Annotated in this window: 19 protein-coding genes; 13 read left to right on the top strand and 6 right to left on the bottom strand. The window is 58.1% G+C overall.

Annotated elements, in window-relative coordinates; genetic code table 11:
* The first annotated feature begins 6 nt into the window (after window positions 1-6).
* The gene (locus QMZ18_RS17080; RefSeq protein WP_282607537.1) at window positions 7-672 is read left to right on the top strand and encodes a methyltransferase; all 666 of its coding nucleotides are present in this window, start codon (window positions 7-9) and stop codon (window positions 670-672) included.
* A gap of 11 nt (window positions 673-683) precedes the next feature.
* Here QMZ18_RS17080 and speE read toward each other — a convergent pair whose 3' ends face one another.
* From speE to QMZ18_RS17060, 4 genes are all read right to left on the bottom strand, one after another.
* The gene (speE, locus tag QMZ18_RS17075) at window positions 684-1,532 is read right to left on the bottom strand and encodes a polyamine aminopropyltransferase (RefSeq protein WP_282607536.1); all 849 of its coding nucleotides are present in this window, start codon (window positions 1,530-1,532) and stop codon (window positions 684-686) included.
* Window positions 1,529-2,035, bottom strand: coding sequence for an adenosylmethionine decarboxylase (gene speD / locus QMZ18_RS17070; protein WP_282607535.1), 507 nt, complete (start codon window positions 2,033-2,035; stop codon window positions 1,529-1,531). Before speD ends, speE begins: the two co-directional genes overlap by 4 nt.
* 218 nt (window positions 2,036-2,253) lie before the next feature.
* Window positions 2,254-3,063, bottom strand: a complete 810-nt coding sequence (locus QMZ18_RS17065) for a hypothetical protein (protein ID WP_282607534.1) — start codon at window positions 3,061-3,063, stop codon at window positions 2,254-2,256.
* A gap of 16 nt (window positions 3,064-3,079) precedes the next feature.
* The gene (locus QMZ18_RS17060; RefSeq protein WP_282607533.1) at window positions 3,080-3,292 is read right to left on the bottom strand and encodes a DUF4170 domain-containing protein; all 213 of its coding nucleotides are present in this window, start codon (window positions 3,290-3,292) and stop codon (window positions 3,080-3,082) included.
* A gap of 569 nt (window positions 3,293-3,861) precedes the next feature.
* Between QMZ18_RS17060 and QMZ18_RS17055 the strand changes: the two genes are divergently transcribed.
* From QMZ18_RS17055 to QMZ18_RS17000, 12 genes are all read left to right on the top strand, one after another.
* The gene (locus QMZ18_RS17055) at window positions 3,862-4,848 is read left to right on the top strand and encodes an SPFH domain-containing protein (protein WP_282607532.1); all 987 of its coding nucleotides are present in this window, start codon (window positions 3,862-3,864) and stop codon (window positions 4,846-4,848) included.
* Window positions 4,845-5,288, top strand: coding sequence for an NfeD family protein (locus QMZ18_RS17050; RefSeq protein WP_282607531.1), 444 nt, complete (start codon window positions 4,845-4,847; stop codon window positions 5,286-5,288). Before QMZ18_RS17055 ends, QMZ18_RS17050 begins: the two co-directional genes overlap by 4 nt.
* Before the next feature lie 66 nt (window positions 5,289-5,354).
* Window positions 5,355-6,863, top strand: coding sequence for a UbiD family decarboxylase (locus QMZ18_RS17045; protein WP_282607530.1), 1,509 nt, complete (start codon window positions 5,355-5,357; stop codon window positions 6,861-6,863).
* Between the two features lie 93 nt (window positions 6,864-6,956).
* Window positions 6,957-7,553, top strand: coding sequence for a PAS domain-containing protein (locus tag QMZ18_RS17040; RefSeq protein ID WP_282607529.1), 597 nt, complete (start codon window positions 6,957-6,959; stop codon window positions 7,551-7,553).
* A gap of 540 nt (window positions 7,554-8,093) precedes the next feature.
* Window positions 8,094-9,773 (top strand): 2-isopropylmalate synthase, encoded by a 1,680-nt coding sequence (gene leuA, locus QMZ18_RS17035; RefSeq protein WP_282607528.1) that lies wholly within the window; start codon window positions 8,094-8,096, stop codon window positions 9,771-9,773.
* A gap of 315 nt (window positions 9,774-10,088) precedes the next feature.
* Window positions 10,089-10,610: a GNAT family N-acetyltransferase gene (locus QMZ18_RS17030; protein ID WP_282607527.1), complete on the top strand. Its 522-nt coding sequence runs from the start codon at window positions 10,089-10,091 to the stop codon at window positions 10,608-10,610.
* A gap of 133 nt (window positions 10,611-10,743) precedes the next feature.
* Window positions 10,744-12,087 carry a TldD/PmbA family protein gene (locus QMZ18_RS17025; RefSeq protein ID WP_282607526.1) on the top strand — a complete coding sequence of 448 codons (1,344 nt, stop codon included), beginning with the start codon at window positions 10,744-10,746 and terminating at the stop codon, window positions 12,085-12,087.
* Window positions 12,088-12,375: 288 nt separating this feature from the next.
* Window positions 12,376-13,281, top strand: a complete 906-nt coding sequence (locus QMZ18_RS17020) for a DMT family transporter (protein WP_282607525.1) — start codon at window positions 12,376-12,378, stop codon at window positions 13,279-13,281.
* Window positions 13,282-13,462: 181 nt separating this feature from the next.
* Entirely contained in the window at window positions 13,463-15,298 is a 1,836-nt protein-coding gene (locus tag QMZ18_RS17015; protein WP_282607524.1) for an ABC transporter ATP-binding protein, read from the top strand.
* 21 nt (window positions 15,299-15,319) lie between these two features.
* Window positions 15,320-16,024, top strand: a complete 705-nt coding sequence (locus QMZ18_RS17010) for a lysophospholipid acyltransferase family protein (protein WP_282607523.1) — start codon at window positions 15,320-15,322, stop codon at window positions 16,022-16,024.
* Complete coding sequence (gene lpxK / locus QMZ18_RS17005) at window positions 16,011-17,003, top strand: tetraacyldisaccharide 4'-kinase (protein ID WP_282607522.1); 993 nt, start codon at window positions 16,011-16,013, stop codon at window positions 17,001-17,003. Before QMZ18_RS17010 ends, lpxK begins: the two co-directional genes overlap by 14 nt.
* Window positions 16,996-17,925: a lipid A biosynthesis lauroyl acyltransferase gene (locus QMZ18_RS17000; protein WP_282607521.1), complete on the top strand. Its 930-nt coding sequence runs from the start codon at window positions 16,996-16,998 to the stop codon at window positions 17,923-17,925. The genes lpxK and QMZ18_RS17000 overlap by 8 nt, the downstream gene beginning before the upstream one ends.
* 18 nt (window positions 17,926-17,943) lie before the next feature.
* Here the strand turns inward: QMZ18_RS17000 and QMZ18_RS16995 are convergent, their stop codons facing one another.
* Both QMZ18_RS16995 and xseA read right to left on the bottom strand, forming a co-directional pair.
* The gene (locus tag QMZ18_RS16995; RefSeq protein WP_282607520.1) at window positions 17,944-18,783 is read right to left on the bottom strand and encodes a peptidoglycan DD-metalloendopeptidase family protein; all 840 of its coding nucleotides are present in this window, start codon (window positions 18,781-18,783) and stop codon (window positions 17,944-17,946) included.
* On the bottom strand, window positions 18,780-20,357 hold the full coding sequence (xseA, locus tag QMZ18_RS16990; RefSeq protein WP_282607519.1) for an exodeoxyribonuclease VII large subunit: 1,578 nt from the start codon (window positions 20,355-20,357) through the stop codon (window positions 18,780-18,782). Before xseA ends, QMZ18_RS16995 begins: the two co-directional genes overlap by 4 nt.
* Between the last annotated feature and the right edge of the window lie 6 nt (window positions 20,358-20,363).

The raw sequence follows: 20,363 nt of genomic DNA, 5'->3' as shown, positions 1-20,363 counted from the left end.
ATCGGTATGCTGCCCGATCTTACCAAAGAAACGCAGTTCGTGCGTGCGAACACGGCGCTCCTGACCGCACCGCTGATCCCGGAAATCCGTCTTTTTCTCGCGAGCGAGATCTCGCCCATCTGGCAGGCAACAGAAGAAGAGCTCGCCGCAAAGAATCTGCCACCGCCCTTTTGGGCATTTGCCTGGGCGGGTGGTCAGGCCCTGGCAAGATACCTGTTGGATCACCCGGCGAAAGTTTCAGGAAAACGCGTCCTGGATTTTGCCTCTGGTTCAGGCCTTCAAGCCATCGCAGCCATGCAGTCCGGCGCAAGCCGCGTTGAGGCCGTCGACATCGATCGCTTTGCGGTTGCCGCCCTTTGTCTGAACGCCAAAGAGAACGGTGTAAAAATCGACGTCGCCCTTGAAGACTATATCGGACGCGAAAATGCCGGTTGGGATCTCGTTCTTGCCGGTGACGTTTGCTACGAGGAACCCATGGCGAGCCGGACAATCACCTGGCTTAGGATGCTGGCCGCAAGCGGCGCCACAGTGCTTCTGGGCGATCCGAGCCGGAGTTATCTGCCCAAATCCGGCCTGGAACGGGTGATTTCCTACGCAGTGAAAACCACCCGTGAACTCGAGGACACAGATGTCCGCAATGCCATAGTTTGGCAGGTGTCAGCTGAGGCCTGACTGAGTTTGGGTCAGCGGATCAGTTCGGATACGTAAGGCGGAAGAGCAAAAGCCCCCTGATGAACCTCCGGCGAATAGTATCGTGCTTCCACGGGATCGGATTTGAACCGAGACTCGAGCTCGGTCAGCGCGGTTGTCCGCAAGTCCGGATTATCCGTCGCCCAGCCGAACGCCATAGGTCCACCGACATAGGTCGGGACGGTCGCCAGGTAGCAGGTGGCGTCGTCGAACAGTCCCCGGAAAAACGAGACTGACGAAGTCAGCTCCTCACCCTGCATGAAGGGAACGCCATTCTGTGTCACCAGGATACCGCCTTCGGTGAGACAGCCGCGGCAGTCTCGATAGAAGGTTTCGGTAAAGAGGACCGCGCCCGGACCGATGGGATCCGTGGAATCTATGATCACCAGATCGTAGCGCTCTTCGCAGTTCGCCACGAAGTCGCGCCCGTCGGCAATCACCAGATCGGTCCTGGGATCATCGAAGGCACCGTTTGAAATCGAAGGCAGGTGAGTCGTGCAGAGATCGACGACACTGCGGTCGATCTCCACCATGGTGACTTTTTCGATCGCAGAGTGCTTAAGCGCCTCTTCCAGCATTCCGCCGTCGCCGCCGCCGATGATCAGCACCTTTCGGACAGCGCCGTGGGCATAGATCGGCAGATGCGTTAACATCTCGTGATAGATGAACTCGTCTTTCTCGGTCGTCTGCATGACGCCGTCCAGCGCCATGACCCGCCCGAAGGTCTCGTTCTCGAAGATCACCAAATGCTGATGTTCGGTCTGGCTGTCGAAGAGAATCCTGTCGATCTTCAGTTTGACGTGCAGATCGTCGTGCAGGGTTTCTTCAACCCAGCCGCTCATACCTCGCGGCCCCGGCGGTGCTCCTCCACCTTGACCCGATCAGGCTGAAACGCCTTGCGCAGGACTTCCACCGCCTTGTGCGGTTGTGCGTCACCGCACATGAAGACGTCCAGCGCCGCGTAGCCGCACTCCGGCCAGCTGTGGATGGAGATATGGGATTCGGCGAGAACCGCGACACCCGACACGCCGCCATTGGGCGTGAAATGATGCAGGTGGATATGCAGCAGGGTCGCACCGGCGGCCGTCACGCATTCACGCAGCGTCTCTTCGACGTATTCGAGGTCGTCGAGGCGCTCGGCCTGCATCAGGTCGATAATCAGGTGCGTTCCCGCGAAGCGTTCGCCATCGCGTTCGATAAAGAAGTCCTTGCGGTCTTCATTGTCGTTTTGAGCGTGTGTATCAGGCAATGCCTGGCACTCGAAAGTTAAGTCTTCCGTTTGGGTGGTGCTTGAAACGTCGTCCAAGTCCATCCCCAATTGGAAGAGGGCGTGTACATTGGACATAGTCCGTCCTCCCCAACCAGTAGATGACCCAGGCAATGCCAGGAGCGGCGGATATAGAGAGAGCTGCGGCGAAAAGCAATCAAATTCTTTGCGCTCACCCGCATGCCATCCATGCAATCAGAGCAGGCTGAGGTCATTGTTGGCGGAAATACTCACGCCTGCCGGTGAACTCGAGGCCTTGAGCCTCAAATTCTAACCCTCCGTCGACAGAAAGGAATCTAGCTGTCAGAGGGTCGCGGATCCAGAAATTCGAAATGAGGCGCCTCGAGCGGAACCGCATCAGCGCGTAGGGCATCGATGGTCGAGCGGCGAAATTGCGGATCGGCGATGACGTCCAGGATGACATCATCAAGCGCACGATCGGGGTATAAACGGCTCCGGACGGATTCGAGGGCATCAAGCTGGCTCAGAGCAGGAAAACGCCGTGCCGCAGCCGGTATCGCGGCGATTCCGGCCGGCAGGTTTTGCACCCGCAGGCAACCGGCACTGCTCAAATAAACGAAAACACTCTCCAAGGGCGGCAAAGGTCCAGCGGGCTGTTCCAGTTTTACAGCCCGCAGGCGGCCGAAACGGTAAATTTCACCTCCCAGCTCGGTGTCGTGCATACGCTGCAACTGAGGTTCGTTCAGCCAGGTGATGAAGATCTCGACGACCGCCCCCGGTGCGTGCTGTAGATTGGCCGCAACCGCGCCGTAGCGGGTCATATGTGCCGAATAAACCACTTCATAGTCGTGCAGCCGGGTGAGTGTAACGGGGATTTCCTCGACACCGGATGCCGACGAAGGAGTCGCGGTTTCTTGAGAACCGGATAGCCCTGTGTACTTGCGCGCCAGCTGTTCGGGGGCGCGGTTCGAGCCGTGAGCGATAACAGGAGTGCGGCCTTCAAAGGAATTTTCCGGCCAATGGAGTGGGGGCGACAGTTCAGCAGCGCCGCGGCGGAACAGATAGGACGACGACGGCGCTGCGTAGGGGTAACCCTTCGCGAGTTCGAGCCGCGCAGCCTTACCGCTTGGTAAAGGCCAAGGCAAAATCAGGATCTAATGTTCAGTCGGTGCAGAGCGGCGGTGCGTCGGGGTCGATGCGTTCGATACGATAGCGGGTCGCACAGTCGTCAACCGTCAGCCACGCTCGTTTCGCCCACTCTTCCTTTGCCGCTTCGTAATTCCCAAACGGCCCGATCCACTGTTCGTCGCCACCCACTGCATCCTGAAACCGGGTATCGACGTACTCGCCACCAACTACGTAAAATTGCGCCATGTCTTCTTCTCAGACGTTGCTTCGCCTATTTGGTCCGGCACGGTCTAGCCGACGTAAACCGTCGTCTCTCACCATAACCTCATGGAATCTTATTCCAATTCACATATTTGTAATAGTAACAAATAAACCCTTCATGAACCTTTCTGCCTTGAAAAAAAAACATACCTCGATTATTGCTTTCTTCTGTAGATTGCCCCCGTAGCCGAAAAATTTCGCCAGGGCAAAATCCCCATAAGTCAAAAGCTTACGGCACGACCCTGAGTTGACGGGTAATTTATCGCCCGGCGCTAGTGCTCATCCCGGACTTTACCATTATTATTTCAGCTCTTCTTTAGGCGTAATGAGGGCGGAAATACGGCGGATTTTGGGCAAAAACCGAGTGAAAATAGCGACTTAAACTCAACTCTTCCGCGTCCGAGCCGCCCCTGACAGCAATCCCTTCTCAGTCAAACGCTTTCGCGCACGCACGGATGCCGGTAATATCCCGCCTGCAATGGTACCGCCGAAAGCGGCACATGAAGTGAATTTCCACAGCCCGTCTTCCTGGGCCGTATCTAGAGAGAGTGCATATGCCGTTTGATATCCCGGCCTTTTCCATCTTCGTCATCGTTGTCGTGGTTTTCGCGCTCATCCTCATTTTCATGGGGGTCAAATCCGTTCCGCAGGGCATGGAGTACACCGTCGAGCGCTTTGGCCGCTATACCAAGACCCTCACGCCCGGGCTTAATCTCATCGTTCCGGTTATCGACAAAGTCGGTGCTGAACTGAACATGATGGAAACGGTCATGGACGTCCCGTCCCAGGAAGTCATCACCAAAGACAATGCGGTGGTCCAGGTTGACGGCGTCGTCTTCTATCAGGTCCTGGATGCGGCAAATGCGGCCTATCAGGTACGGAACCTCGAGCGCGCGATCCTCAATCTGACCATGACCAACGTCAGAACCGTCATGGGGTCCATGGACCTCGACGAACTGCTCTCAAAGCGCGACAAAATCAATGCGGAGCTGTTGACCGTAGTCGACGACGCGACCGAACCCTGGGGGGTCAAGGTTACCAGAATCGAGATCAAGGACATCACGCCGCCCAGCGATCTGGTGGATTCCATGGCGCGCCAGATGAAGGCTGAGCGTGAAAAGCGCGCGACAATCCTGGAAGCCGAAGGCGAGCGGCAAGGCCAGATCCTCAAGGCCGAGGGTGCCAAGCAAGCCGCGGTTCTGGAAGCCGAAGGCCGCCGGGAGGCCGCTTTCAAGGATGCGGAAGCCAGAGAGCGTGAGGCCGAGGCGGAAGCCAAGGCGACGGAAGTGGTTTCTTCCGCGATCGCCGAGGGCGATGTCAATGCCATCAACTACTTCGTGGCGCAGCGCTATGTCGACGCTCTGGGGCAGTTCGCCAATTCGCCCAACCAGAAGACATTCTTTCTGCCTGTCGACGCGGCCGGAGTTATCGGGGCAATCGGCGGTATCGCGGAAATCGCTAAAGATTCCCTTGCCGAGCGAGAAGCCAAGAAGGAAGAACGCCGCCGCGGCCCGTGGGACAATGAAGGCGGTGAAGGATGATCGGCTTCGACCAAATCGAATTCTGGCACTGGTGGATCGCCGCGGTCGCTTTTGCGGCCATCGAGGTCTTCGCCCCCAGTGCCGCCTTTATCTGGATGGGTGTGTCGGCAGCGATCGTCGGCTTTGTTCTGATGCTGTTTCCGGGTATCGACTGGGAATATCAGCTCCTGGTCTTCGCCGTATTGTCGGTCGCCTCGGTCGCAATTTGGCGGATTTACAGAAGCCGCAATCCCGCCAAGGCCATCGCCCCCAATCTTAATCGCCGCGGAACCCAGTACGTGGACCGCAGCTTCACGATCGATGACGCCATCGTCGACGGGCATGCCAAGCTGAAGATTGACGGTGTTATCTGGAAAATTCGCGGCGGCGACCTACCGGCCGGAAGCAAGGTGCGCGTCACGGCCATTGAAGGCACTGTACTGCTCGTCGAGCCCGACTAGACCATGCCTCCATAAACTGCGCCGGGTACCGCCGGATTGTACCTGTCCGCAAGGATTCGAACCTCTATGCCATATAATTCGCTCCGCGATTTCATCGACCGGCTTGAAGAGACTGGCCGCCTGACCCGTGTCTCGGCCCCTGTCTGCGCCGAGCTGGAGATAACCGAGATCCAGACCCGCTTGCTGGCCGAAGGCGGCCCTGCTGTCCTGTTCGAGAACGTCCAGCGCGCCGACGGTTCTCCCTATGACATGCCTGTTCTGGCAAACCTCTTTGGGACGGTTGAACGGGTGGCCTGGGGTATCGAACGCGAGCCGGACCAATTGCGCGAGGTCGGTGATACCCTTGCGTTCCTGCGCCAACCCGAACCGCCCGGCAGCCTCAAGGAAGCGTGGGATTCCCTGCCCCTGCTGAAGACCGTTATGGCGATGAAGCCAAAGACCGTCTCCACTGCGCCTTGTCAGGAAGTGGTGCTTCAGGGAGATGATATTGATCTTTCGCAGATCCCTATCCAGACTTGCTGGCCCGGCGAGCCGGCACCACTGATCACCTGGCCCTTGGTGGTGACGAAGGGTCCGGGCAAGGGCAAAACCGACGATTTCAATCTTGGCATCTACAGGATGCAGGTGCTTGGCCGGAACCGGACCTTGATGCGCTGGCTCAAGCACAGAGGGGGCGCCCAACACCATCAGCGCTGGAAGAGCGAAAAGACCGAGCCTCTTCCGGCGGCAGTGGTGATCGGCGCGGATCCTGGAACCATCATCGCGGCAGTAACCCCGGTGCCCGACACCCTGTCAGAATATCACTTTGCAGGATTGCTGCGTGGCCAGAAGGTCGAACTGGTGGACTGCAAAACCGTCCCCCTGAAGGTCCCAGCCCAGGCTGAGATCGTGCTCGAAGGTCATGTCAGCCTGGACGACTACGGTGACGAAGGCCCCTACGGCGACCATACGGGGTACTACAATTCGGTCGAATCTTTTCCGGTCTTTACCGTGACCGCCATAACCATGCGCCGTAAGCCGATCTACCTAAGCACCTTTACCGGGCGTCCACCCGACGAGCCCTCGATACTGGGAGAGGCTTTGAACGAGGTCTTCATTCCCCTGCTACAGCAGCAGTTCCCTGAAATCGTCGACTTCTGGCTGCCGCCGGAGGGCTGCAGCTACCGTGTCGCTGTCGTATCCATGAAGAAAGCCTATCCCGGTCATGCCAAGCGGGTCATGCTCGGCGTTTGGTCCTATCTGCGCCAGTTCATGTACACCAAGTGGGTGATCGTCGTGGACCACGATATCGATGCCCGGGACTGGAAAGACGTGATCTGGGCCGTCTCAACCCGCATGGATCCGGCGCGCGATATCACCGTTATCGAAAACACCCCTATCGATTACCTAGACTTCGCCTCACCGGAAAGCGGACTGGGATCCAAAATCGGCTTGGACGCGACCGACAAATGGCCGCCAGAGACAAAGCGGGAATGGGGAACACAAATACTTATGTCCGAAAAAGTAGTCGACAAAGTCAACCATCGCTGGTCCGAATATGGTCTTCCCGGCTCGGGGAAATCAATCTGGAAATAAAAATACGTTTGCATCAAGTTAATCAAAAAGCGAGTATTTGGCGCGTTGGAGGGTTGGGGCTTCAACACTTCGGCTTAGGCCAAACTTGTTAGAATGTTCAAAACTTTGTCTCCAAACGGTTCTGATAAAACGAAATCCGATCGCCCTGAGAGCGAAACAGCCACCGAAAGCTTTTTGGTCGCAAAGCCGGGTATTGCCGAGACCCGTATCGCGAACTGCACGCCATCCGTAGCCGCTACGCTGGCGCTTCGCTCGAGCATTAATCGGCAAGCGTTGGATTATTGGATCAAGATAAGGGACTCACGTCCAATGCCGTCCCGTGCGGACCTTGACCCGCTCGACATTCGGGACCTTCTGCCGAATGTCGTGCTCCTTGACGTCGCAAATGATCCTCTGGACTTCCGATATCGGCTGATCGGTACGAAAATCGTGTCCCAGCTCAACAACGACCACACCGGAAAATGGATGTCGGAGATTCCGCACCAGAAGCCACCGAGCACCATCTGGTCCAGCTGCGAGACCGTATCGAAACAGAAAATCCCAATGACCACTGAAATCCCTTATACAGGCAGGAACAAGGATTTTGCGGTCTCGGAAGACATTTTGATGCCGCTTTCTGCCGATGGAGTCACAGTCAACATGCTGTTTGTCGTCATCGATTTCTTCAGGCGATCCGTCGAAGACCTCTGAAGGTGCGTTCCCCGCGATTGCCGGGAAGCGGAGACCAGTGCCTGGGGCTTATCCTGTCCAGGATTTTCCAAGCTGCCGCTTTACCATCTGGCCCGTGGACCAGAAAGCTTGACCTAGTGAGAAAAGGCGGCAATGTTAGCGCCATGACAAATTTCGGATCGGACAACATCCTACGACTTATTAACCCGGCCTCCTAAAGGGAGAGTCGGGAAAGATCACGTACGATCTTCGTCCAAGTCGTTAACAGGTTGTCCATAGGTCCAAGCGTCATGTCCGCTCATTTTAGTTTCCCTCAGTCCTGCTCTCCAACGTCTGCGCGCGTTAAGCCCGCCTGCGCGGCGCCCGTTTGCATCTCACTCCTGCATCGGCTTCTTGAGCACCGACTTATTAACGGTCGCCGGGCCTAGCGGCGCCCCGGTGGCTGGAGCTTCCATCCGCAAATAGATAAACAAGCCATAAGACCAAGATATAACCTAACGCCGGCTGCTGCGGCTCGCGCAAGGCGCAAGCGCCACCGGCAATTGGAGAGAGACCCAAGTCATGAACCGCATGCCGATCGAAAAATACCGACCGTTCCAACCGGTCAACCTGCCGGACCGCCAGTGGCCGGGCAAAGCGATCACCAAGGCCCCTATCTGGTGCAGCGTCGATCTGCGCGACGGCAACCAGGCGCTGATCGAACCCATGGACCCGGCGAGAAAGCGCCGCATGTTTCACATGCTGGTCGAAATGGGCTTCAAGGAGATCGAAGTCGGGTTTCCCTCAGCCTCTCAGACCGATTTCGACTTCGTGCGTGAACTCATCGAAGAGGACCTGATCCCGGACGACGTCACGATCCAGGTCCTGACCCAGGCACGTGATCACTTGATCGAACGCACTTTCGAATCCATCAAGGGCGCAAAACGGGCAATCGTTCATCTCTATAACTCGACTTCAACTCTGCAGCGGCGCGTCGTTTTCGGGTTAGATCGCCAGGGTATCATCGATATCGCCGTGGAAGGTGCGAAGCTGGTCAAAAAGCTGATGGCGACCGTGCCTGAAACAGAGATCATCCATCAGTACTCGCCAGAAAGCTTCACCGGCACCGAGTTGGACTTTGCCGTCGAAGTTTGCGAAGCGGTTATGGATGTCTGGCAGCCGACGCCTGAGAAAAAGGTCATCCTCAATCTGCCTGCGACCGTCGAGATGGCGACACCTAACATCTACGCGGATCAGATCGAGTGGTTCAGTCGCAACATCAAGAACCGTGAAAGCATCACTTTGAGTCTGCATCCGCACAACGACCGCGGAACCGGTGTGGCTGCGGCCGAACTGGGTTTTGTCGCCGGTGCAGACCGCATCGAAGGAACCTTGTTCGGGAATGGAGAGCGGACAGGCAATGTCGATGTCGTCAATATCGCCTTGAACATGTTCACCCAGGGAGTAGATCCGGAACTGGATGTCAGCAATATCGACGAATTGCGCGAAACCGCCGAATACTGCAATCAGCTCCCCGTACATCCCCGTCATCCTTATGCCGGTGATCTGGTGTACACGGCCTTCTCGGGATCACATCAGGACGCGATCAAAAAGGGCATGTCGGCGATGAAGCAAAGCAACAGCGGCGTCTGGGAGGTTCCTTACCTGCCTATCGATCCGCAGGACGTCGGCCGCAACTACGAAGCCATCATTCGGATCAACAGCCAGTCAGGCAAAGGCGGTGTCGCCTACATTCTGCAAAGCGAGTATCACCTGGAGCTGCCGCGCGGCCTGCAGGTGGAGTTCACGCAGCGCATCCAGGAAGATGCCGACAACACCGGCAAGGAAATCAGCCCGGAGCACATCTGGCAGAGTTTCCAGGACACCTATCTCTCGTCGAAAGGGCCGATCGAATTCGTCGATCATCGCTCCGTTCCGGATGCCCATGCCTCGGAACAGCGTGTTTTGACGGCGACCTTGAAGATCAAAGGCGAGGAGCGGGAAATCACCGGTCAGGGCAATGGCCCCATCGCAGCCTACACCAACGCCCTGAAAACAGAAATCGGCATCGAAATATCGGTGCTGAACTACTATGAGCATTCCACCGGCAGCAGCTCGGACGCAACGGCCGTCGCCTATGTCGAGGTTGAAACCGGAGAAGGCCACAAAATCTGGGGTGTCGGCCGGCACCCGAACATTGTGAAAGCGTCTCTCATGGCTGTCACCAGTGCAGCCAATCAGGCCAGCGGGATGTCGAACTGACCGACTGGGCTCTAGCAAAGGCTGAACAGCGGGGAGCAAGGCAAATGGAGTTTCTCACCGCGGCAGCTTTTACCGGAAAAATGTGGCTGGGATGCCTGGGCGGTCGCCGAAATCGATGGTGCGACCGTCCGGCTCCATTGGACCGATGAAGCTGATACCAAGGAGCGTTGATAATGACTCATAGAGACGTCATTGCACGTATTCTGGTTATTGAGCGCAAGGGCAGTGTTTAGCACTCTTGCTTCAAATTCGGATCGCCTCACTATAAGCTCGTCCCTTCGGAACATGCTCTGGCGAAAAAAGCTACAGGATAGTATGGAGCAAACTCTAAAGAGCGACACACCCCGTATATGTCTTCACCCTCTCACCTATGAAGACGCCCGGAATTTTGCCCTGCTCCTGGGCGGCGACCGAAAATCGATCTCGATGATGGTCCGGATGCCGCATCCCTGCACACCGCAATCCGCCAAAAACTGGATAGCAGACCACTCGGCACCAGGTTCCTGCACTTTCGGGATCGTTAGAAAAAGCGATAAAGACTTTCTCGGCGTCATCGGGCTCAATACCGATGAATCGGTGCCCGAACTGGGTTACTGGGTCGGCCGCCCCTACTGGTCTCACGGCTATGCCACGGAAGCCGTCAAAGCGATCGAAAGTGTCGCCGAAGCGCTTGGAATTGATCGATTGGCCGCCGAAACCTTTGTCAGCAATCACGCCTCTCAGCGTGTGTTGAGCAAAGCCGGCTATGATCACAAGGGTGTTTTCGACAGAAACTTCCCGACGCTGCGGGGCCAGGATGCCGTCTATCGCTACGAGAAGCGCCTGCACAACTGCTAAGGCACGCCTCGAAGTCGCAGCGCTTTATGCAAATCCATAACACCGAATAGATTGCGTTGTAGCGACCGTTGCACATATATGAGCAGTCAAGACTAACTACACGCCACCGCCCTTCCAGTTCAGGATCTCTTTCATGACCACCGATAGCGAAGCCCTCAATCTGCTCGAAGACCTGATCAAAAAGGCCAAAGCTCTCGGCGCAGACGCCGCAGATGCACTGGTGTTCGAATCGGCTGCTCTTTCCCACTCTCAACGCCTCGGTCAAACCGAACGAATGGAACGGGAAGAAAGCAGGGACCTGGGTTTGCGCGTGTTCAAAGGACAACGGCAGGCCATGGTGTCCTCGACCGATATGGCGGATGAAACTCTTTCGGCACTTGCAGAGCGTGCCGTCGCGATGGCCGGCCAGGTTCCGGAAGACGAATACTGTGGCTTGGCTGATCCAGAACTTCTGGCCACCACTATCCCGGAGATCGATCTCTACGACGCGGAAGAGCCCACACCCGAGACCCTGATCGAACGAGCGCGCCTTTGCGAGGAAGCGGCCATGGCGGTTTCAGGCGTCACTAATTCGGAAGGCGCCGAGGCGGGATGGGGTTCGACCCATGTCGCACTTGCCACAAGCACAGGCTTCGCCGCCAGCTATGCCTCTTCCGGTCATTCGGTTGGCATCGCCGTCCTCGCCGGCGAAGGCAGCGGAATGGAACGAGATTACGATTTCTCCAGCGCGGTCTATGGATCGGACCTGGAAGCCTCAGACGCGATCGGTCGAAAAGCCGGTGAAAAGGCGGTTCGGAGACTGAACCCGCAAAAACCCGCAACGGGCCACGCAAGTGTGGTTTTCGATCCTCGGACTTCGGGCGGGCTGCTCCGCCATCTTGCGGGCGCCATCAATGGTGCAGGCATCGCGCGCGGAACCAGCTTTTTGAAAGACAAGCTCGATGCCCAGATCTTCGCTGAAGGGATTACGATTGTCGACGATCCGCACCGACCGCGCGGGCTGAGTTCCAAGCCCTTCGACGGCGAAGGAGTCGCCAACAAACGCCGCTCCATTGTGGAAAACGGCCGCCTCACGACCTGGATTATGGACTTACGTTCTTCCCGGCAACTGGGCCTCGCCACCACCGGCCATGCGTCGCGCGGCACCTCAAGCCCGCCAAGTCCGTCCACCACCAACCTGCACATGGAGGCCGGATCTCAGTCGCCCGACGAACTGATCGCCGATATCTCCAGCGGCATCTATGTCACAGAACTCATGGGCATGGGCGTGAACGGTGTCACCGGCGATTACAGCCGCGGTGCAGCTGGCTTTTGGATCGAGAACGGCGTTATCACCCACGCCGTCTCGGAGGCGACCATTGCAGGTAATCTGAAGGACATGTTCCTGAACTTGACCCCTGCAAACGACCTCGTCTTTCGCTATGGAACCAATGCGCCAACCCTGCGGATCGAAGGTATGACCATCGCGGGGGCTTGAGCAGGTCAAGCCCGAAGCGCCGAAACCTGAAGAAAAAAGGGTCTGAAAAGCAGAGAGGTCCGATTTTTCGAAGGTTTAATTGTTCGGGGACCTCGGGCGCAAGACACCTGTTTCTTTAAGTGCTTTCCACCATCGAATACTGCCTGCAGAACGTCTTTCGGGAAGCCGGTCACCAAAAACGATTGCCCCTGCAGGCTGGTGTCGGTCCGCAAGGAAAACGGACACGCCCTTTAATTCCGTCAGTATGAAACAACAACCGACCCGGCGCTGCCGGATAATGGATCAGTCATGACGCCACAAGCCATCCCAATACAACAGGAAATCGTCAGATCGTCGGCGCTCAAGGGTATCATCCTCTATGTTCTGGCGATGGCAATCGTGCCCTTCATGGACGGTATCGCCAAGCACCTGAGTACGGAGATGTCAGTCCTGCAGGTTAGTTGGGCAAGATACTTCGCTCACTTTGCGATCCTGCTGCCAATCGTTCTGATCAAACACAAACCCAAAGCGCTATTGCCCAGGCGGCCGCTTCTTCAAGTGGTGCGGGGCGCGCTTCTTCTGATCTCGACCGTTTGTTTTTTCTGGGCAATTTCACTTATGCCCCTGGCCGATGCACTGGCCATCATCTTTGTCTCGCCGCTCGTGGTCACCGCACTCTCTCCTTGGTTGCTGGGCGAAACGGTGGGTCTGCGCCGCTGGAGTGCGGTGCTGGTCGGCTTTCTCGGTGCCTGCATCATTATCCGCCCTGGTCCCGAAATGTTCGGCAGCGGCGCACCCTTCGCACTCGCAGCCGGAGTCTGCTATGCCTTCTATCTCATCTCGACACGACGTCTGGCCGGCAGCGCGCCCCCTTCAATCACCCTTTTCTACACAGCACTTGTTGGGGCCGTGGTGCTTTCTTTCGTCGTTCCCTTCACCTGGATCACACCAAACCTGGAGCAGATCTTTCTGATCGCTGCGTTAGGCATAATTGCGGCAACCGGGCATCTGCTGGTTATCAAGGCGTTCGACATGGCGCCCGCGTCCCTGCTTGCGCCTTATGGCTATTCAGAGATTGTCATGGCGACCGCCGTCGGATTTTTGGCTTTCGGTGATTTTCCCGACTCCTGGACCTGGGCCGGCGTTGCCATCGTGATCGCGAGCGGGGTTTACGTGTCTTTCCGTGAACGTAAAGTCAAAGCAACAGTCACTTAACAGCGCGCCAGAATGCGATCGTTCTTGATTAAAACGATTAAGAACGTCAATCGCCCTCTAACCATAAGAAGAAGAGTCTGATTTACGTTTATACTAAAACAGTAAAAAACGATCAGACTCTAGTGCTGCGCTTGCGGCGCATGGTAAGGTCCGCGCGACATTTATCTTGAACAGGCGAACTTTGACCGAAACATCTTTAGCGGCCGACAAACCGGCGAAAGTCAAGCTGGCACTGGATGCGACCACCAAGGTGCTTTTGGGGCGTCTGATCCGTGTATATGTAAAGCCGCAGGTTTCGCGGATTGTCATGGCCGTGATTTGCATGGCCATCGTCGCCGCCTGCACAGCCGCGTTCCCGCAGCTTATTAAGCCGATCATCAACGAGATTTTCGTCAGTAAGAACGAAGATGCGCTGATTCCCATCGCCATTGCCTGTCTTGTGGTGTTCGCGGCCAAAGGCATCGCGGACTATGCCCAAACCGTGCTGATGAGTTTCGTCGGGCACCGAATCGTGGCCGACATACAGACCCAGCTTTTCAAGCGCTTGATCGATGCACCCTTGGCCTTCTTTCACAGCGTCGCACCAGGTGTTCTGATCGCGCGTTTTATCAACGATGCCAATCTGTTGCGCTCCGCTGTCTCCACCTCTCTGACATCAATCGGCAAAGACAGCCTGACACTGATCGGCCTGACATCGGTGATGTTCTACGAGGATTGGCAGCTATCGGCGCTGGCTCTGTTTGCCTTTCCGACCGCGATCCTGCCGATCCTCCGGGTCGGACGCCGGATGCGCAAGGTTGCCGGCAATACGCAGGTCCAAGTCGGCAACCTGACCACCGTATTGGACGAGGCTTTCCAGGGGATCCGCTACGTTAAAGCCTACTGCATGGAGACCTACGAAACCCGGCGCGCCGGCAACACCATCGACGAGGTCTTTTCCCTGAACCTCAAGGCCGCACGAACCCGCGCCACCCTGCGCCCAGTCATGGAAATTCTCTCCGGTCTCGCGATCGTCGCCGTGCTGCTGTACGGCGGCAATCAGGTTATTGACGATGTACGGGACCCAGGGTCGTTCTTTGCTTTTGTTTTCGCGCTTCTACTGGCCTATGAACCGGTCAAGAAACTGGCCAGGCTGCACGTGAACCTCCAGGAAGGCATGGCCGCCGCGCAACGGCTGTTTTCGCTGCTGGACGAGGAAGAAACCATCGTTGAGCAGCCGAATGCGAAAGCGCTCGTTCTTTCCGGCGGCGAAATTGTCTTCGACAAAGTCGATTTCAGCTACGACCCCGAAGCGCCAGCGCTGCACGAGCTGTCCCTGAGGGTGCCCGCGGGCAAGACCGTTGCCCTGGTTGGACCCTCGGGTGCCGGCAAATCGACCCTACTCAACCTCATTCCGCGGTTCTACGACGTGAACAACGGGCAGGTGACAATCGACGGCCAAGACATATGCGATGTCACCCTCCGCAGCCTGCGCAACTCCATCGCCCTGGTCAGCCAGGAAGTGCTGCTGTTCGATGACACGGTGCGCGCCAACATTGCCTATGGACGGCCCGAGGCAAGTGACGAGGAGATCATTGCTGCCGCCCGGCATGCCGGTGCTCATGACTTTATCGAGGAGTTGCCCGACGGATATGCCACCGACGTCGGACCGCGGGGCAGCAAACTCTCCGGAGGGCAGCGTCAACGCATCGCCATCGCCCGGGCGATGGTTCGGGATGCATCCATTTTGCTGTTGGATGAGGCCACCTCAGCCCTCGACAGCGAATCCGAGCGCAAGGTGCAGTCGGCGCTCAGTACACTGATGTCGGGAAAGACCACAGTGGTGATCGCGCACCGGCTCTCGACGGTGGTCGAAGCGGACATCATCTACGTCATGGACGGCGGCCGGGTGATCGAAAGCGGCGGACATGCGGAACTGTTGGCCAAAGGTGGCGCCTATGCAAAGCTCTACGCCCTGCAGTTCGCTGAACAGAGCGAGGAGCCCGACGACTCCGGCGAGCTGAGAATCCAAGCTTAGCAGGATTGTTTATTCGCCGTTATGCGCCTCTCCAAGCGATTTTTCAAATCCAGCACAGTCCAGGCTCTTATTGCGGCACTCGCCGCCGGCTATGTGACGTTGGTCACCCGGACCGTACGCTGGACGGTTCAGGAGTCTGAAGTATCCAAAGCCCTTCGCTTGGGCAATCAACCCTTTATCGCCTGCTTCTGGCACGGCAGGATGCTGTACCTGCGCCGTGCATGGAACCGCGAGCGGCCGTGCCATGTGCTGATCTCGGCGCACAGCGATGGTGTCCTGATCTCGCGGGCGATTGCACGATTGGGCGTTTCGACCATCAAAGGCTCAAGCAAAAAGGGCGGTATGTCGGCTTTACGGGCAATGCAGCGGATACTGGAACAGGGCGACATTGTTGGGATTACCCCGGACGGCCCCCGGGGACCGAGAATGCGCGCGAAATCCGGGTCCATCAAACTGGCACAGCTGTCGGGCATGCCCATTCTACCCATCACCGGTAACACCTCGCGAAGAAGGATCTTCAAATCCTGGGACCGTTTCTGCCTGCCCCTGCCCTTCGCCCGCGGCGTCATAATGGTCGGCGATCCCATAACGCTCACTTCAAACGCCGATGACACGGAATTGGAAAGCTGCCGGCAAAACCTGGAAGAAAGCCTGAACAGGCTGACCGCCGAAGCCGACCGGCATTTTGGCCAGATCACGATCGAGCCCGCCGATGCGCGCCCCTGAATTCTGGGCAGAGGACGGACTCCTTTCTCGCCTCCTGTCACCGCTGGCCTTTCTCTATGCATTAGGCGGTGCGTTGCGGAACCGTTTCACAACACCGCAGAAATCGAGCATACCCGTCATCTGTATCGGCAATCTTGTCGCCGGCGGTGCCGGCAAGACACCGGTTGCTCTCGACGTGATCAGCCGCCTGCGGTCGCGTGGCCTGTGTGTTCACGCGCTGACACGCGGATACGGCGGGACCGAAAAAGGTCCGACAAAGGTCGCACTGGGCCGTCACAGCGCAGCAGACGTGGGAGACGAGGCTTTGCTCCTTGCTGAAAAAGCAACCACATGGGTCTCCGCCGACCGGCCCTCAGGCGCTAAGGCTGCGGCAGCTGACGGTGCCGACATCATCGTCATGGACGACGGTTTCCAAAACCCTTCTTTGGAAAAAGATCTTTCATTGGTCGTGATCGACAGTGGGTTCGGCCTGGGAAACGGCCGCGTGATGCCGGCCGGACCCCTGCGTGAACCGGCGAAGCGTGGTCTGGCACGGGCCGATGCCGTCATCCTGCTTGGCAACGAAAATGCAGCATTACAACAAAAACTTACTGAAGAATTTGACCGCCCGCTGCTGCAGGCTGGGCTGGCGCCCAAAGCCAGCGCTGAAAATCGGGCAAAGCAGGCGGTTTTCGCCTTTGCCGGGATTGGGCGTCCGGAGAAGTTTTACGCAACTCTGCGGGATTTATCACTGGAGGTCTTAGAAACACGAGACTTTCCCGACCATCACCCTTATACCGACAGCGAGATCGACGAACTGCTCGAACGGGCAGCCGCGTTGAACGCCATCGCAATTACCACGGAAAAGGACACCGTGCGCCTTTCACCTCAATACCGTTCCAGGATCGCAACCCTGCCCATCGAAATCTCCTGGCAGAATTCGAGCGACGTTGACGTGCTGATCGGGCCATTTGTAAAGGGATCCTCCGTCAGTGGCTAAATTGCGATCGAACAAGCGGTTCCAGAAGTTCGTCAAACACCCCTTCGAAGCTGCCGGCCTTTTCGTGACGCTCGGCCTGTTCCGCCTGTTCCCGGTCGATGTCGCATCGAATTTTGGCGGCTGGCTCGGGCGCATGGTGGGGCCGCGCCTGGGGATTTCACGGCGTGCGCGCAGAAATCTGCGGCTTGCCTTTCCCGACAAGACGCCTCTGGAGATCGAAAAGATCGTCGCCGGGATGTGGGACAATCTGGGCCGGGTGCTGTTTGAATATCCCCATCTCGATCAGATCACGGCACGCGAAGCCGGACGGGTCGAGGTTGTCGGAGCCGACCATGTCTACGGGGCAGCAGAGTCGGATCGCGGCTCGATCCTGGCGGCCGGACACCTGGCAAACTGGGAAGTCATGGCCTTCGTCGCCGGTCAGCATGGCGTAGACCTTACGATCATCGTCCGGGAGCCGAACAATCCCTATGTACAGCCTGCCGTCGACCGGCTGCGCGGATCATCCGGCGGAAAGCGGATTTCCAAGGGATCCGACGGCGCGCGCCAGGCGCTGCAGCTCTTAAAGCGCGGCGGTGTACTGGGCATTCTTTTCGATCAGAAAATGAACGACGGTATTCCGGTCTCCTTTTTCGGCCATACCGCCATGACTCCGGCAGCACCCGCGCAGCTGGGCCTCAGGTTCGGCTGCAACATTATCCCGGTCCGTACAGAACGTCTCGGCGCGGGGCGGTTTAGAATGACCTGTTACCCGCCGATTGAGCATCCGGACAGCGGTAACCGGAAGGAAGACATTTCATCGGCAATGGAGAGTCTCAACAGAAGCCTCGAGACCTGGATCGCGGAAAAGCCTGAGGATTGGCTTTGGCTGCACCGTCGCTGGCCACAGAAAACCTACGACTCCATGAGCCCTGAAAGCTGAATAGCCGGCACAACAGGGCTAGTTCGTGGCAGGCATGGGTCCGACCAGGAGCTGCGGGTCGATGCGCTCGTCAAACCAATTGATCCGCCAGTCCAGGTGAGGGCCGCTTGAACGGCCGGTGCTGCCCAGCTTGCCGATTTCAGTGCCTTGTTTGATTTCCTGACCGACCTCGACGGAAACCGCGTCCATATGAAGGAAGGCGGAGGTCAGCCCATGCCCGTGATCAAGAATGACGGTGCCGCCACTGTAATAGAGGTCCTTCTCGGCGAGGGTGACCACACCATCTGCCGGCGCGGCAATCGGCGTTCCCCTGGGCGCCGCGATATCGACGCCGAAGTGCGGCCGCTTCGGTTCGCCGTTGAAAATTCGCTGGCTGCCATACACGCCTGAGATCCGGCCGATCGCCGGCCAGACGAACCCGGTTTCGAACAGAGGCTCCGGGTGATCGATGGCGCGGACGCGGGCGATCTCGGCATTTTCCTTTTTGATCCGTTCCAGCACCTCTTGCGGCGGCGAGACATACTTCTTCGCCACTCCGTCGATACGTTGGATGTCATAGGTCCGTGCCTTGACGGGCAACAGGCGGGCTTCTTTGGAGCCGTCCGGATAGGTGACGTTGAGTTCGATCTCGGCCTCCGCGTCTCGGCCGAATCCGACGATAAAGCGCCCGTTGTCCGAGACCCGCAATGTCCGATCACCGATCCGCACTTCCGCCCCCGGAGGCACGCTCCCGATGATCAAGCCACCCTGAACGAGGTCGCCATCAAGAACCAGATCCCCCGCAGCAGAGGCGGGGCCGGAAAATGCCAACATCAGCACAAACGCCAGAATGCTATTACTCAACTTTGTCCAATTCATAACAAAGATCCTTGAGGGTCGTCTTTTACCGGGTTGTTGTCCTGAGGCTTAGTCCGCTTGGCCTTTGCGGCATCGGAGCCCTTGCCCGCGGCAGGCCCCGTCCCCGAAGAATCCGCAGTGGAAGGTTTGCCTGCGAACGTCGAAACCTGACCGTCATGAAACTCGATATCCAGCTTCATGCCGTCGGAAACTTCAGCTGCGCGCATCACGGCGCCGACGCTGCCTCGCACCACGGCAAAGCCGCGCTGTAACACATTCTTATAGGAAACACTCTCGAGCACGCGGTTGAGTTCGGTAACGGCGCGCCGCCGCTCCAGGATCAGATCGCGCCCGGAATCGCCAAGGCGCCGCGCGGCGTCGACCCGCTGGAAAGCCTGGCGAAAGGGCTCGACCAGACGCGGGCGAAGGGACTGCAGCCGCTCGCTCTGGGCAGTAAGCTGCTGGCGTGACAGGCGGATTTGCTGACGCGGATGGGGGAGTTGTGCCGCCAGCTCCACCAGAGCGCCGCGCCGGTATGCGACCAGATTGCCCATCGCATTGGAGAGACGTTCCGCCGAATCGTCCAGGCGCTGCGCTTTTTCTTCGAGCAGTCGTTTCGGGTCCGGCAAGCCGCGCCCCAGACCTTCGACCGCCATGCGGCGCTCGGCAAGAAACCGGCCGGCACCACTCAGCAGACGCCGCTCCAGATCAAGGGTCTGTGCCGTCAGCTCGGCCCGCACGGGCACGGCGATTTCCGCTGCGGCCGTCGGAGTTGGCGCACGGCGATCCGACGCAAAATCGATCAGGGTCGTGTCGGTTTCATGTCCGACTGCCGAGATCAGAGGGATCTGGGACTCCGCGGCAGCACGGACCACCACTTCTTCGTTGAAAGCCCAAAGGTCTTCCAGGCTTCCACCTCCGCGCGCGACAATCAGCACATCGGGCCGTGGGACAGCGCCCTCCAGGGGAAAGCCGTTGAAGCCGCGGATAGCCGCAGCGACCTGTTCCGCCGCCGTATCGCCCTGCACGACAACCGGCCAAACCAGTACCCGTCGCGGAAACCGGTCCGACAGGCGGTGCATGATGTCGCGAATAACGGCCCCGGTCGGCGAAGTAACCACGCCGATGACCTTGGGCAGAAAGGGTAGTTTGCGTTTGCGTTCAGCGTCGAACAGGCCTTCGGCGGCCAGTTTGCGTTTGCGGTCCTCCAGCAGCTTCAGCAGGGCGCCCGCGCCCGCCAGCTCCATTCCGTCAATGACGATTTGATATTTGGAGCGCCCGGGATAGCTGGTCAGTCGCCCCGTGGCGATAACCTCCATCCCGTCTTCGGGCTGCATACCCAGGCGGCCGGCAACACCGCGCCAGCAGACTCCGTCCAGCACCGCCGATTCGTCTTTCAATGCCATGTAAAGATGGCCTGACGCCGCCCGTTTGAAGCCGGAGATTTCCCCGCGCACCCGGACCCGCTCGAAGCTGGTCTCCAGGGTCCGCTTTACTGCCTGGGAGATTTCGGAGACCGAAAACTCCGGCAGGTTGCCCGGTCCGGGTGGTTCTCCTGGAACCCGCCCGCCGCCGTCTGTAGAAAAGTCGCTCATTGCGTC

It is taken from the genome of Pelagibius sp. Alg239-R121, assembly GCF_947331435.1.
Classification (GTDB): domain Bacteria; phylum Pseudomonadota; class Alphaproteobacteria; order Kiloniellales; family Kiloniellaceae; genus Denitrobaculum.
The sequence above is the reverse complement of the archived record's forward strand: the minus strand, read 5'-3'. Positions and strand labels throughout refer to the sequence as shown.

What these genes read in the sequence shown, in the direction of transcription:
- QMZ18_RS17020 (WP_282607525.1), top strand. Translation starts at nt 12,376, where the DNA reads ATGACGCCACAAGCCATCCCAATACAACAGGAAATCGTCAGATCGTCG.
- QMZ18_RS17010 (WP_282607523.1), top strand. Translation starts at nt 15,320, where the DNA reads ATGCGCCTCTCCAAGCGATTTTTCAAATCCAGCACAGTCCAGGCTCTT.
- xseA (WP_282607519.1), bottom strand. Translation starts at nt 20,357, where the DNA reads ATGAGCGACTTTTCTACAGACGGCGGCGGGCGGGTTCCAGGAGAACCA.
- QMZ18_RS17080 (WP_282607537.1), top strand. Translation starts at nt 7, where the DNA reads ATGCTGCCCGATCTTACCAAAGAAACGCAGTTCGTGCGTGCGAACACG.
- lpxK (WP_282607522.1), top strand. Translation starts at nt 16,011, where the DNA reads ATGCGCGCCCCTGAATTCTGGGCAGAGGACGGACTCCTTTCTCGCCTC.
- leuA (WP_282607528.1), top strand. Translation starts at nt 8,094, where the DNA reads ATGAACCGCATGCCGATCGAAAAATACCGACCGTTCCAACCGGTCAAC.
- speE (WP_282607536.1), bottom strand. Translation starts at nt 1,532, where the DNA reads ATGAGCGGCTGGGTTGAAGAAACCCTGCACGACGATCTGCACGTCAAA.
- speD (WP_282607535.1), bottom strand. Translation starts at nt 2,035, where the DNA reads ATGTCCAATGTACACGCCCTCTTCCAATTGGGGATGGACTTGGACGAC.
- QMZ18_RS17055 (WP_282607532.1), top strand. Translation starts at nt 3,862, where the DNA reads ATGCCGTTTGATATCCCGGCCTTTTCCATCTTCGTCATCGTTGTCGTG.
- QMZ18_RS17030 (WP_282607527.1), top strand. Translation starts at nt 10,089, where the DNA reads ATGGAGCAAACTCTAAAGAGCGACACACCCCGTATATGTCTTCACCCT.
- QMZ18_RS17050 (WP_282607531.1), top strand. Translation starts at nt 4,845, where the DNA reads ATGATCGGCTTCGACCAAATCGAATTCTGGCACTGGTGGATCGCCGCG.
- QMZ18_RS17040 (WP_282607529.1), top strand. Translation starts at nt 6,957, where the DNA reads ATGTTCAAAACTTTGTCTCCAAACGGTTCTGATAAAACGAAATCCGAT.
- QMZ18_RS16995 (WP_282607520.1), bottom strand. Translation starts at nt 18,783, where the DNA reads ATGAATTGGACAAAGTTGAGTAATAGCATTCTGGCGTTTGTGCTGATG.
- QMZ18_RS17025 (WP_282607526.1), top strand. Translation starts at nt 10,744, where the DNA reads ATGACCACCGATAGCGAAGCCCTCAATCTGCTCGAAGACCTGATCAAA.
- QMZ18_RS17045 (WP_282607530.1), top strand. Translation starts at nt 5,355, where the DNA reads ATGCCATATAATTCGCTCCGCGATTTCATCGACCGGCTTGAAGAGACT.
- QMZ18_RS17060 (WP_282607533.1), bottom strand. Translation starts at nt 3,292, where the DNA reads ATGGCGCAATTTTACGTAGTTGGTGGCGAGTACGTCGATACCCGGTTT.